The 12,687-nt window shown below is 74.4% G+C and carries 11 protein-coding genes and 1 tRNA gene; all 12 read right to left on the bottom strand.

The window, feature by feature from the left end; translation table 11 throughout:
- Positions 1-91: 91 nt before the first annotated feature.
- The gene (locus G7072_RS02730; protein ID WP_166084116.1) at positions 92-1,861 is read right to left on the bottom strand and encodes a sugar-binding domain-containing protein; all 1,770 of its coding nucleotides are present in this window, start codon (positions 1,859-1,861) and stop codon (positions 92-94) included.
- A 44-nt stretch (positions 1,862-1,905) separates the two neighbouring features.
- Positions 1,906-1,981, bottom strand: a tRNA-Leu gene (locus G7072_RS02725).
- A gap of 27 nt (positions 1,982-2,008) precedes the next feature.
- Complete coding sequence (locus G7072_RS02720; protein WP_240917114.1) at positions 2,009-2,605, bottom strand: peptide deformylase; 597 nt, start codon at positions 2,603-2,605, stop codon at positions 2,009-2,011.
- The gene (locus G7072_RS02715) at positions 2,602-3,120 is read right to left on the bottom strand and encodes an ACT domain-containing protein (RefSeq protein WP_166084115.1); all 519 of its coding nucleotides are present in this window, start codon (positions 3,118-3,120) and stop codon (positions 2,602-2,604) included. Before G7072_RS02715 ends, G7072_RS02720 begins: the two co-directional genes overlap by 4 nt.
- Positions 3,121-3,157: 37 nt before the next feature.
- Complete coding sequence (locus tag G7072_RS02710; RefSeq protein WP_166084114.1) at positions 3,158-4,015, bottom strand: uracil-DNA glycosylase; 858 nt, start codon at positions 4,013-4,015, stop codon at positions 3,158-3,160.
- Entirely contained in the window at positions 4,012-4,980 is a 969-nt protein-coding gene (locus tag G7072_RS02705; RefSeq protein WP_166084113.1) for an exopolyphosphatase, read from the bottom strand. The genes G7072_RS02710 and G7072_RS02705 overlap by 4 nt, the downstream gene beginning before the upstream one ends.
- Positions 4,977-5,516, bottom strand: coding sequence for a DUF501 domain-containing protein (locus G7072_RS02700; RefSeq protein WP_166084111.1), 540 nt, complete (start codon positions 5,514-5,516; stop codon positions 4,977-4,979). The genes G7072_RS02705 and G7072_RS02700 overlap by 4 nt, the downstream gene beginning before the upstream one ends.
- Positions 5,513-6,100, bottom strand: a complete 588-nt coding sequence (locus G7072_RS02695) for a septum formation initiator family protein (protein ID WP_166084109.1) — start codon at positions 6,098-6,100, stop codon at positions 5,513-5,515. Before G7072_RS02695 ends, G7072_RS02700 begins: the two co-directional genes overlap by 4 nt.
- An 88-nt stretch (positions 6,101-6,188) precedes the next feature.
- Complete coding sequence (gene eno, locus G7072_RS02690) at positions 6,189-7,466, bottom strand: phosphopyruvate hydratase (RefSeq protein WP_166084108.1); 1,278 nt, start codon at positions 7,464-7,466, stop codon at positions 6,189-6,191.
- A 63-nt stretch (positions 7,467-7,529) separates the two neighbouring features.
- Positions 7,530-8,141 carry a MazG family protein gene (locus tag G7072_RS02685; RefSeq protein WP_166089568.1) on the bottom strand — a complete coding sequence of 204 codons (612 nt, stop codon included), beginning with the start codon at positions 8,139-8,141 and terminating at the stop codon, positions 7,530-7,532.
- Positions 8,142-8,207: 66 nt separating this feature from the next.
- Positions 8,208-8,918 carry a hypothetical protein gene (locus tag G7072_RS02680; protein WP_166084107.1) on the bottom strand — a complete coding sequence of 237 codons (711 nt, stop codon included), beginning with the start codon at positions 8,916-8,918 and terminating at the stop codon, positions 8,208-8,210.
- Positions 8,919-8,974: 56 nt separating this feature from the next.
- Positions 8,975-12,598 (bottom strand): transcription-repair coupling factor, encoded by a 3,624-nt coding sequence (gene mfd, locus G7072_RS02675; RefSeq protein WP_166084106.1) that lies wholly within the window; start codon positions 12,596-12,598, stop codon positions 8,975-8,977.
- Positions 12,599-12,687 lie beyond the last annotated feature (89 nt).

The following is a 12,687-nucleotide window of genomic DNA, read 5'->3' as shown; positions in this document are numbered from 1 at the left end:
TCACGAACCGTCCACGGGCGGAACCGGAAACGGTGATGTTCCGGGGAAACCTCCACAAGGGTGTGCTCGCCGGGACGCGCGCCTGGGGCGCTCAGCCGCGCGCGTCGTCGTACGCCGCGCGGACCGCGTCCACCGCCGCCCGGACCGCCGCCTCGGGAGCCTTGGAGGTCTCGCGGTCGTAGGTCAGCAGGCCGTTGACCTCGTCCTCGACGTCGGACAGCTGGGTGTAGACGGTCGCGGCGAGCCCCTGGCGCACCGCGGTCGCGATCTGGTCGTCGTGCAGGCGGGTGAACGACTCCAACCAGGCCTCCTCGGTCCGGCTGGTGCCGTGCCCGAAGGTCCGGGTCTCGTCGAAGGCGTGGCCCGGCACCAGCAGCGACACCCCGCCGTACTCCGAGAGCACGAAGGCCCGCCGCTCCGCCGACGGCCGCGACGGCACCGCGACCTCCTGCTGGTAGACGTGCAGGCTCCAGAGGTCGCCGGCACCCTGGTCGTGCCAGCCGCTGGCATGGTCCACGAGCCGGCTGGGGTCACGCGTGGCGGTCTCCTCGGCGATGCGGGCGGCGTCGAACTGCCCCCACCCCTCGTTGAACGGCACCCAGACCACGATCGACACGACGTCGTGCAGCTGGTCGATCGTGCGGGCCAGCTCGCGCTCGAACAGCGCGCGCCCGGCCGCGTCCTCGCGCCCGAGCGGGCGCCGGCGCACCGTGTCGTCGAAGTGGCGCGGCTTGGCGTTGGCGACCGCGCGCCGACGGTACGGCGCCCCGCCGTTGACCGCGTCCTGCCACACGAGCATCCCCAGGCGGTCGCAGTGGTGGTAGAACCGCATCGACTCGACCTTGATGTGCTTGCGCAGCATGGTGAAGCCCAGCCGCTTCATCGTCTCGACGTCGTGCACGAGCGCCGCGTCCGACGGCGCGGTCATGAGCCCGTCGGGCCAGTAGCCCTGGTCGAGCACGCCGAGGTGGAGGTAGGGCTCGCCGTTGAGGGTGATCCGCGGCGTGCCGTCGGCGTCGGTCGTGATCCCGACGCTGCGCATCCCGGCGTACGACGTCACGTGGTCGGCGCCGAGGGTGACCGCGACGTCGTACAGGTGGGGGTCCTCGGGCGACCACGGGCGCACGTCGTCGATCCCGATGCGGGTCGGCTCCCCCACCGCGACCTCGACCTCGCGTCCGGCCACCTCCACCCGGGCCGTGGCCGGCCCGCCGTCGGCGGCCGTGGTGCCGGCGGCGTGGACGGTGATCTCGAGCTCGCCGTCCGCCAGGTGCGGGGTGAGGGTGAGCCGGTCCACCCAGGTCGCCGGCACCGACTCCATCCAGACCGTCTGCCAGATCCCCGACTGCGCGGTGTACCAGATGTTGCCGCGCTGCAGCCGCTGCTTGCCCGAGGCGTGCTGGTGGCCGTCGGACAGGTCGCGCACCGCGACGACGAGCGTGTTCTCGCCGGGCCGCAGCGCCTCGGTGACGTCGAGGGTGAAGGCCCAGTAGCCGCCCTCGTTGCCCCCGACCTCGACGTCGTTGAGCCACACCGTGCAGGTCTGGTCGACGGCGCCGAAGTGCAGCAGCACCCGGTCGCGCACGAAGCCGTCGGGCAGCGTGACGGTGCGGCGGTACCAGAGCCGCTCGTCGGGCTGCAGCTGACGACCGACGCCGGACAGCGGCGCCTCCGGCGAGAACGGCACCACGATCGGTCCGTCGTACGTCGACGGGGCCGGTGCGTCCTCGGCGGTGAACGCGTGCTCCCACCGACCGTTGAGGTTGAGGTGGCTGTCGCGGACCAGCTGCGGCCGGGGGTGCTCGGCGAGCACGTGGTCGACGTCGAGCTCGCGCCCCCAGCGCGTCATCAGGTCAGGCATGCCGGGCATCCTCCCAGGCCGGATCCGTCGCCGGACCCGCCGGGTGGTGCCCCCGGTGGGGGTCGAACCCACACTGCGAGGTTTTTAAGACCTCTGCCTCTGCCGTTGGGCTACGGGGGCCGCGACCAGCCGGGCCACGTGCTGGGGCTAAAGGTACGTCTTGCGGGGGTGCACCGCGTGCGCGCCGGCCACCCGGTCGAGGAAGAGCAGCCCGGCGCAGTGGTCGATCTCGTGCTGCAGGGCCCGGGCCTCGAAGGCCTCCGCGGCCACCTCGACCTCCTCCCCCGTCCCGGGCAGGCGCCCGCGCACCACGACCCGGGAGGCCCTCTTGACGTCGCCGGTGAGGTCCGGCACGGACATGCAGCCCTCGCGCGCCTTCTCGTTGCGGGAGGACCCGACGACCTCGGCGTTGCAGAGCACGAAGGTGCCGTGGTGGGTGCGCGTCTTCGGGTGGTCGCTGACGTCGACGCAGAACACCCGGGCCCCGACTCCCACCTGCGGGGCGGCCAGGCCGACGCAGCCGGGCGAGACCCGCATGGTGGCGACCAGGTCGGCCGCGAGCCGCACGGTCTCGGGGGCCGTGGGGTCGACCTCGGCCCCGGTGCCCGACAGCACGGCCGCCGGGGCGGTGACGACGTCGAGCACGCGGCCCTCGACCCCCAGGTCGGTCTCGTGCCAGCGCGCCACGACGTCGTCGAGCAGCCCGACGGGCCGCTGGGCGGGGTCGGGAACGGCGTCGGTCACAGGTCGTCGCTCTCCAGCTCCCGCAGGGTCGCCTCGACGCCGAGGTCGCCGGCGGTGCTGCGCAGGGCCTCCGTGAGGGCGTCGGCGTCGACCCCGTCGGGCAGGTCGACCTCGGCCACCAGCAGGTAGAGCCCACCGGCCAGCCGGGTCGTGAGGTCGGTGACGTTGCCGCCCACCTCGGCCACCCGCCCGACCACCGAGCTGACGATCCCGATCCGGTCGGCCCCGTGGACGGTGAGCACGTAGGACGCCCGGACCGGTCCGGCGGGGGCCTCGTCGGGCACCGCGCGCACCGAGACGTCGAGGGTGCCGTCGGCCGTGAGGCCCGCCAGCCCGGCCTCGACGGCGGCCTGGTCGGCCTCGCCGCGGCAGACCAGCATCATCGCGAAGTGGCCGCGCAGCAGGGTCATCGTGGAGTCCTCGAGGTTCAGTCCCAGGTCGCCGAGCGCGGCGGTGGTCTCGGCGATGATCCCGGGCCGGTCGTGGCCGATGACGGTGATGGCGTGGAGGGTCACGGGCGGGAGTCTGCCAGGTCGCCCGGGGCGGGCTCGGCTACCCGTCGCGGCCGAGCTCGGCCGCCCGGCGGGTGACGGCGTCGAGCATCTCGGCGGTCAGCCGCCCGGTGAAGGTGTTCTGCTGGCTGGGGTGGTAGCTGCCGAGCAGCACGAGCGGCGCCAGGTCGGGCCGTCCGGGGCCGGGCTCGAGGACGACCTCCGCCCCGTGGCCGAAGCGCGGGCGCGGACGCGGCACGACGTACCCGATCGCGGCGAGGGCGCGCAGGGCGGCGGCCCAGCCGAAGGAGCCCAGGCACAGCACCACGCGCGCGGTGGGCGCGAGCAGGGTGAGCTCCCGGTGCAGCCACGGCGCGCAGGTGTCCCGCTCGGCCGTGCTCGGCTTGTTGTCCGGCGGGGCGCAGCGCACGGCCGCGACCATCCGGGTGCCCAGCAGCTCCTGGCCGTCGCCGGCGTGGACGCTGGTGGCGGTGCGCGCGAGCCCGGCGCGGTGCAGGGACGCGAAGAGCCAGTCGCCGGAGCGGTCACCGGTGAAGATGCGCCCGGTGCGGTTGCCGCCGTGGGCGGCCGGGGCGAGCCCGACGACGAGCACCCGCGCCGCCGGGTCGCCCCAGCCCGCGATCGGCCGGCCCCAGTAGGGCTCCTCGGCGTACGCCGCCCGCTTGGCCACCGCGACGTCCTCGCGCCAGGTGACCAGGCGCGGGCACGCCCGGCACACGCTGACGCGGGCCCCGACCTCGGCGAGGGTGGCCCCCTCGGCGAGCGAGACCACGTCCTCGGGACCGTGGGCCGTGGGCGTCGCGGGGTCGGCGGGGTCGTCGGGCCAGCCGGTGCCCGGCGGCACCGGCGAGGGGTGGGCGGCGCCGGTGAGCGGGTGCGGCAGCGTCGTCGGGGTCATCGCCGCGACGGGCCGCGCCGCTCGCGCCCGGGCTCGAGGCACGACCAGGCGATGCCGTCGAGGATGTCGCTGATGGACACCCGGAGCTCGGTGACCGGCGTGCGCTCGAGGACCCGGTCGAGGATGAGGGCGCCGGCACCGATGACGTCGGCACGGCCGGGCTGCATGTAGCCCAGCGTCCGCCGCTCGGCCACCGGCATCGCCACGAGGCTGGCCACTGCGGCGCGCGCGGCCTCGGCGGAGACCGTGGCCCGGTGCAGCTCGGTGCGGTCGAGGTCCGGCAGGTCCAGCGCGGACGCGGCCACCGTGAGGCCGGTGCCGCTGACCACCACCAGGCTCCGGGCGTCGGCGAGGTCGACCCCGTGGCCGGGGAGCTCGTCGAGGGCGGCGTCGATGACCTCGACGGCCCGAGCCACCTCGTCGGCACCCGGCGGGTCGCCGGGCAGGCAGCGCTCGGTGAGCCGCACCGAGCCGATGTCGAGGGAGTGCCCGGCGCGCACCGAGCCGTGGGCGTCGCCCAGCACGAGCTCGGTGGACCCTCCCCCGATGTCGACGACGAGCAGCGGCGCGACGACGTCCGGGAGGCCGCGGGTGGCGCCGTCGTAGGAGAGCCGGGCCTCCTCGGCACCGGCGATGACCTCGGGCTCCACGCCGAGGCGCTCGCGCACCCCGGCGGTGAAGACGTCGGCGTTCGAGGCGTCCCGGGCCGCGGAGGTGGCGCAGAACCGCAGCGTCTCGACGTCGTGCTCGGCGACCGTCGCGGCGTAGGCGTCGACCGCCTCGAAGAGCCGCTCGAGCGCCTCGTCGGCCAGCCGTCCGCTCTCGTCGACCCCCTGGCCGAGGCGCACCATCCGGCTCTCGCGGACCAGCTCGCGCTCCTCGCCGCTCTCGGCGTCGAGGTCGGCGACCAGCAGCTTGACGGTGTTGGTGCCGCAGTCGACCGCGGCGACCCGGCGGGAGCTCACGCCCCGGCGCCCGAGCCGGTGCCGGGCTCGGCGCCCGGGTCCACGCAGGGGCCGGTCGCCCAGAACTCCCCGAGCTCGGCCAGCACCTCGTCGCCGAGCGGGTTCACGCCCGGGCCCTGGACCAGCGACTGGGCGGCCAGCACGTGCAGGCACTTGACCCGGTCGGGCATGCCGCCGGCGGAGACGCCGGCGATCTCGGGCACGTGGGCGATGGCCTCGCGCTCGGCGAGGTAGCGCTCGTGCGCACCCCGGTACGCCGCCGCGAGGTCGGCGTCGTGGGCGAGCCGCTCGGTCATCTCCGCCATCACTCCCCCGCCCTCCAGCGACCCGATCCGCGACGCTGCGCGCGGGCAGGTCAGGTAGAACGTCGTCGGGAACGGGGTGCCGTCCGGCAACCGGGGCTCGGTCGTCACCACGTCGGGGTTGCCGCACGGGCACCGGTGGCCGACGCGGACCACGCCGCGCGGCGTACGTCCGAGCTGGGCGGTCACCGACGCCTCGTCCTCGGGCCCGAAGGTGTCGGGGGCGTCGCTCACTCGGTCGGGGTCCTCAGGTCGGGCGGCGTCGTGATGTCCTCGACGGGGCCGGAGTCCCGGGCCGGGGGCGGGTCGCCGGCCACCGCGACGGACTCGAGGGTGGTCTCCCACCACTCCGGCTCGTCGGGCACCGTCTCGACGGGCTCGGGCAGGGAGTCCTCGTGGCCGAGCGGCCGGCCGTCCTCGTCAAGCACCTGGTAGCCGATCTCACCGGGGAACCCGAAGGCGAAGCGGGCACGGGCCTGCGCGACGACGTACGCGTCGTCCCGCCACCGCTCCTTCTCGCGCCGCAGGTCGGAGATCGCGGCCTCGGAGCTCTCGATCTGCTCGTGCAGCGACGCCACGTGACGACGCTGGTCGAGGTAGGCGCCCAGGCTGGAGGCGTAGGAGGCCACCAGCGCCGCCAGCACCAGCAGCACCACCAGGGCGCGACCGGTGAAGCGCGGACGGTTCCGCAGGGTGGCGGCCCCGTGGCCCGGACCGGACCCTGCCGCCTCCCCCCGGCCGGCGGAGCGCCCGGGACGGTCGGGGCGACGGGGCACGCGGCCGCCCGGGGTGCGCCGGGCACTGCGCGCGTCGGTCACGCGGTCCCGCGGTCCGCGGGAGGCGTGTCCTCCTCGTCGCTGCTGGGGCACCGGTCGGCTCGCTCTCAGGGTCGGCGGGTGGGCGGTCTCAGACCGAGAAGCGCGGGAAGGCGCCGCGACCGGCGTAGCGGGCGGCGTCGTCGAGCTCCTCCTCGATGCGGAGCAGCTGGTTGTACTTCGCGACCCGCTCCGAGCGCGCGGGGGCGCCGGTCTTGATCTGGCCGCAGTTCGTCGCCACCGCGAGGTCGGCGATGGTGGTGTCCTCGGTCTCGCCCGAGCGGTGGCTCATCATGCAGCGGAACCCGCTGCGGTGGGCCAGGTCCACCGAGTCCAGGGTCTCGGTCAGCGAGCCGATCTGGTTGACCTTGACGAGCAGGGCGTTGGCCGAGCGCTCGGTGATGCCGCGCTGCAGGCGCTGCACGTTGGTCACGAAGAGGTCGTCGCCGACGAGCTGGATGCGGTCGCCCAGGGCGGAGGTCATCGAGGCCCAGCCCTCCCAGTCCTCCTCGTCGAGGGGGTCCTCGATGGAGACGATCGGGTAGGCGTCGACGAGCTCGGCGTAGTAGGCCTGCATGTCCGAGGCGCTGCGGCTCTGGCCCTCGAAGGTGTAGGTGCCGTTCTCGCAGAACTCGGTGGCGGCCACGTCGAGCGCCAGCACGACGTCGTCGCCCAGGGTGAGGCCGGTCTTGCCGACCGCCTCGGCGATGAGGTCCAGGGCCGCGCGGTTGCTGGCCAGGTCGGGGGCGAAGCCGCCCTCGTCGCCCAGCCCGGTGGCGAAGCCCTTCTCCTTGAGCACGGCCTTGAGGGCGTGGTAGACCGCTGCGCCCTGCTCCAGCGCCTCGCGGAAGGTCGAGGCGCCGATCGGGGCCACCATGAACTCCTGGACGTCCACCCCGGTGTCGGCGTGGGCGCCGCCGTTGAGGATGTTCATCATCGGCACCGGCAGGACGTGCGCGTTGGGTCCGCCGACGTAGCGGAACAGCGGCAGGTCCGCGGAGTCGGCTGCCGCCCGGGCGACGGCCAGCGAGACCCCCAGGATGGCGTTGGCGCCCAGGGTGGCCTTGTTGTCGGTGCCGTCGAGGTCGAGCAGGGTCTGGTCGACCAGCCGCTGCTCGGACGCCTCGAGGCCGACGAGGGCCGGAGCGATCGTCTCGAGCACGGCGCCGACCGCCTTGGTGACGCCCTTGCCGGCGTACCGGTCGCCGCCGTCGCGCAGCTCCACCGCCTCGAAGGCGCCGGTCGAGGCGCCCGAGGGCACCGCGGCGCGGCTGATGGTGCCGTCGCTCAGGGCGACCTCCACCTCGACGGTCGGGTTGCCCCGCGAGTCGAGGATCTCGCGTGCTCCTACGGCTTCGATCGCTGCCACGTGTCTGCTCCCGTGCGGTCGGGTCGGTGGGTCGGTGTCGACGCCGAGGCGTCGCGGCCCAGCCTAGACCCGCGCGGGTGGCCCGGACCGGTCCGGCTCGCCCGGGGGCGGGGCGGCCTGCCGCACGGCGTCGCGGAGCGCCTGCTCCGGGTCCACCCCGGCCTCGCGGGCACGGGCCACGAGCGCCAGCAGCTCGGCGCCGATGCCCGGGTCGACCGGTCGGGGCGCCTGGCCGGCACGCGCGAGCCGCCCCAGCACCTTGTCGGCGAGCGAGAGCGCGGGCAGCGCGAGCGGGACGCCGTCGAGGACGTGCGAGCGCTGCTTCTCCGCGGCCTTCAACCGCTGCCAGTTGCGGTCGACCTCGTCGGCGTCGGCCACCTCGAGGCCGGCGAAGACGTGCGGGTGGCGGTGCACCAGCTTGTCCACGATGCCGCCCGCGACGTCGTCGATGTCGAAGCCCGACCCGTCACCCCGGCGCTCGGAGGCGACGCGGGCGTGGAAGACGACCTGCAGCAGCAGGTCGCCGAGCTCCTCGGCGAGGTCGCGGTCCTGGCCCGTCGCGGCCCAGGTGTCGATCGCCTCGAGGGTCTCGTAGGTCTCCTCGAGCAGGTACGTCGCCAGCGACCGGTGCGTCTGCTCGCGGTCCCAGGGGCAGCCGGTGCGCAGCCGGTCCATGACCTCGACCAGCTCGAGCAGGCGCGACCCCGGGGGCGCCCCGTCGTCCGGCGTGCTCGCCACGGGTCAGCTGCAGGTCTGCGAGGCCGGCAGCAGGCCGCCGAGCGTCTCCGACGGCTCCGCGGAGCTGCCCTCGACCGCGAGGTCCGAGACCGGGACCGAGAGCTGCTCGGAGCGTGGGCCGACCACGCCGTCGGTGACGGAGCCGAAGCGTGGGTCGAGCTCGATGTCGGCGTCGGCCAGCACCTCCTGGCGCAGGCGCTGCCCCTCGGCGAAGGCGGCCTCCTGGGTGATCGCAGCCGGGTCCTGCCCCTGCTCGGCCAGCGCGTCCGTGCCGATCTCGACCAGCCCGATCTGGGCGCGGGAGAAGTCCTCCACGAAGGCGTCGAAGGTCGCCACCTGGCTCTCCGGCACGCCGGCGCGAGCCTGCTCGTTCTGCGCCACGGCCTGCTCGACCGCCGCAGGGTCGAGGGCGTCCTCGTCGATGATCTCGAACGCCGCGACGTTGCCGATGAGCAGGGTCAGCGCCTGCTGACGCGCCGACTTGGTGGCCGCCCCCTCGCCGCCGGGCACGCCCCCGAGGCTGCACAGCAGCAGCGCGAAGTCGTCGACCTGCTCGGTGGTGATCGTGGTGCCGTCGACCTCCGCGGCGACGCCCGGCCCGGGGCCCGAGCAGGCGGTCAGCGTCGTCAGGGCCAGCGCCGTGAGTCCGGCGGCGGCGACCCGGCCGGCACGACCGGGGTGGGGGGTGCGGCGGGACGCGAGCAGGGTGGGCACAGGGACGCTCCTAGCGGGACGGGCAGCCGGTCTGTCGGGTCGAGCGGGGTCGGACGTCACGCGGGGGTGCTCACCGCCGGCCGGTCGAGCACCAAGTCGATCACCTCGCGCACCCAGGTCAGCAGCGCCTCGCCGCGGATCGGCTGACCCGCCACGACGGCCGTGGAGGGCCTGGGCACCAAGATGGTACTGACCTGCGGCTTGACCAGGGTGCGCGGATAGAGCCGTGACACCCTCAGCGCCCCCGACTCCGGCAGCTCGACCGGGGCGAAGCGCACGTAGCTGCCCTGGATCGTGATGTCGGTCAGGCCCGCCTGACGGGCCCGGGCCCGCAGCAGCGCGACCTCCAGGAGGCTGCGCACGGCCTCCGGCGGCTCGCCGTACCGGTCGACGAGCTCCTCGCGCAGCAGGGCGACGTCCTCGTCGTGGCGCACCTCGGCCAGCCGCTTGTACATCTCCAGCCGCAGCCGCTCGCTGGCGACGTAGTCGTGCGGGAGGTGGGCGTCGACGGGCAGCTCGATCTTCATCTCGGTCTGCTCCGGCGGGCCGTCGCCCTTGAACTCGCTGACGGCCTCGCCGACGAGGCGGACGTAGAGGTCGAAGCCGACGTCGGCGATGTGGCCGGACTGCTCCCCGCCGAGGAGGTTGCCGGCCCCGCGGATCTCGAGGTCCTTCATGGCGATGGCCATGCCGCCGCCGAGGTCGGAGTGCTGGGCCAGCGTCGCCAGCCGCTCGTGCGCGGTCTCGGTCAGCGGCTTGTCGGGCGGGAAGAGGAAGTAGGCGTAGGCCCGCTCGCGGCCACGTCCCACCCGCCCGCGCAGCTGGTGCAGCTGGGAGAGGCCGAGGGTGTCGGCCCGCTCCACGATCATGGTGTTGGCGTTGGAGACGTCGAGGCCGGACTCGACGATCGTGGTGCACACCAGGACGTCGAAGCGCTTCTCCCAGAAGTCGAGCATCACCCGCTCGAGCTGGTGCTCCCCCATCTGGCCGTGGGCGGTGGTCACGCGGGCCTCGGGCACGAGCTCGCGGATCCGCGCGGCAGCCCGCTCGATGGAGCTGACCCGGTTGTGGATGAAGAAGACCTGACCCTCGCGCAGCAGCTCGCGACGTACGGCGGCCACCACCTGACGGTCCTCGTAGGCCCCGACGTAGGACAGCACCGGGTGACGCTCCTCCGGCGGGGTGGTGATGGTCGACATCTCCCGGATCCCGGTGATCGCCATCTCCAGCGTGCGCGGGATCGGGGTGGCCGACATCGCGAGCACGTCGACCGCGGTGCGCATCTGCTTGAGCTGCTCCTTGTGCTCGACGCCGAAGCGCTGCTCCTCGTCGACGATGACGAGCCCGAGGTCCTTGAAGCGCATGTCCGGGTTGAGCAGGCGGTGGGTGCCGATGACGATGTCGACGGTGCCGTCGGCGACGCCGGCCAGCACCTCGGCCGACTCCTTGTCGGTCTGGAAGCGGCTGAGGCCCTTGAGGACCACGGGGAAGGCGGCCATCCGCTCCGCGAAGGTCGACAGGTGCTGGGTGACCAGCAGGGTGGTGGGCACGAGCACGGCCACCTGCTTGCCGTCCTGCACGGCCTTGAAGGCGGCACGCACCGCGATCTCGGTCTTGCCGTAGCCGACGTCGCCGCAGACCAGCCGGTCCATGGGCATCTCGCGCTCCATGTCGGCCTTGACCTCGTCGACGGTGCTCAGCTGGTCGACGGTCTCCACGAAGGGGAACGCGTCCTCGAGCTCGCGCTGCCAGGGCGAGTCCGGCCCGAACCGGTGGCCGCGGGTCGCCTGGCGGGCGGCGTACAGCTTGATGAGCTCGGCGGCGATCTGGCGCACCGCCTTGCGGGCGCGGCCCTTGCGCTTGGCCCAGTCGGCGCCGCCGAGCCGGTCGAGGCTGGGCATGTCGCCGCCGACGTAGCGGGTGACCTGGTCGAGCTGGTCGGTGGGCACGTAGAGGCGGTCCGGCGGGCCGCCGCGCTTCGAGGAGCCGTACTCGAGGACGAGGTACTCCCGGGTGGCGCCCTGCACGACGCGCTGCTTCATCTCCACGTAGCGGCCGACCCCGTGCTGGTCGTGGACGACGTGGTCGCCGGGCTTGAGCTCCAGCGGGTCGATCTGCTTCTTGCGGCGAGCCGGCATCGTGCGCATGTCCTTGGTGGACGAGCGCTGGCCGAGCAGGTCCTCGCCGGTCACGACCGCGAGGCGCTGCGCCTCGTCGACCAGCCCGTGGGAGAGCGTCCCGCAGGTCACCACGGCGATCCCCTCCGGGACGGCGTCCGCCTCGGGGAGGGTCTCGGCGAAACGCACCGCGACGTCGTGCTCGCGCAGCAGCTCCACCATCCGCTCCGCGGGCCCGTGCCCCTCGTGCACGAGGACGGCCCGGCCGCCGAGCGCCAGCCACGCGCGCACGTCGCCCACGGCCCGCTCCACGTCGCCGTGGTAGGTCGCGGACGGACGGATGGCGACGCTGCGGCTCGGGGTGGCGCCGGCCTCGACGTCCACGCCCGCGTCGACGACCTCGCCGGTCAGGTCCCGCAGCCGCTGCCGGGTCACCGCGGGCTCCGGCTCGCCCGAGTCCTCCCCCAGGCCGAAGGGGCTGACGCTCCACCATGCCTGCCCGCGCCCGAGGGCGTGGGCACGGACGTCGCCGAGGCTGCGGTACGACGCAGCGCCGAGGTCGACGGGCGCGCTGCCCCCCGAGGCAGCGGCGGCCCAGGACGCCTGGAGGAACTCCTCGCTCGTGGCGACCAGGTCGTGGGCGCGGGCGCGCACGCGCTCAGGGTCGAGCACCAGGACGTGGGTGCCGGTCGGCACCAGGTCGACGAGCAGCTCGAGGTCGTCGACCAGCGCCGGGGCGAGGGACTCCATGCCCTCCACGGCGTGGCCCTCGGCGATCTTCTCGGTGATCTCGAGCAGCTCGGGGTGCTGCTCGCCCAGCTCGCGGGCGCGACGTCGTACCTCGTCGGTGAGCAGCAGCTCGCGGCAGGGCGGCGCCCAGAGCCGCTCGACGGCCTCGAGGGTGCGCTGGTCGGCCACCGAGAAGGTGCGGATCTCCTCGACGTCGTCGCCGAAGAACTCGACGCGCACCGGGTGCTCGTCGGTGGGCGGGAAGATGTCGACCAGCCCGCCGCGCACCGCGAACTCGCCGCGCCGCTCGACGAGGTCGACCCGGGTGTACGCCGCCGCCGCGAGCCGTCGGACCACGTCCTCGAGGTCGGCCTCGTCACCGACGGCGAGCTCGACCGGCTCCAGGTCGGCGAGCCCCTTGACCTGCGGCTGCAGCAGCGAGCGGACCGGAGCGACCACGACCCTGAGGGGGCCGTTGCCGACCGCGGTCCCCGGGTGGGCCAGCCGGCGCAGCACCGCGAGCCGCCGACCCACGGTGTCGCTGCGCGGGGAGAGCCGCTCGTGCGGCAGCGTCTCCCAGGAGGGGTAGTAGGCGATGCTCGCCGGGTCCATGACGCCGCCGAGGGCGGTGACCAGGTCCTCGGCCTCGCGCGCCGTGGCGGCGACGGCCAGCACCGACCGGCCGGCGTCGACCAGGCCCTTGACCACGAAGGGTCGCAGCGCCGACGGGCCGGTCAGGTCGAGGGTGGGCACCCGCCCGTCGCGGGCGTCGTCGTATGCACCGGCGAGGGTCGCCTCCCGGTTCACCAGCTGGGCCACTCCGACGAGACTCACCGGTCTGCTCCTCCATGGTCCTCGGCTGCGCGCACATCACGAACGCCCCCTCCCGAGCCCGGGAGGGGGTTGCCGGCTCAGTCTACGGT

The sequence above is a fragment of the Nocardioides sp. HDW12B genome (genome assembly GCF_011299595.1).
Lineage (GTDB): Bacteria > Actinomycetota > Actinomycetes > Propionibacteriales > Nocardioidaceae > Marmoricola_A.
The sequence above is the reverse complement of the archived record's forward strand: the minus strand, read 5'-3'. Positions and strand labels throughout refer to the sequence as shown.

Coding starts and splice junctions, on each gene's coding strand:
- G7072_RS02730 (WP_166084116.1), bottom strand. CDS start 1,861: ATGCCTGACCTGATGACGCGCTGGGGGCGCGAGCTCGACGTCGACCAC.
- G7072_RS02710 (WP_166084114.1), bottom strand. CDS start 4,015: ATGACCCCGACGACGCTGCCGCACCCGCTCACCGGCGCCGCCCACCCC.
- G7072_RS02685 (WP_166089568.1), bottom strand. CDS start 8,141: ATGGACCGGCTGCGCACCGGCTGCCCCTGGGACCGCGAGCAGACGCAC.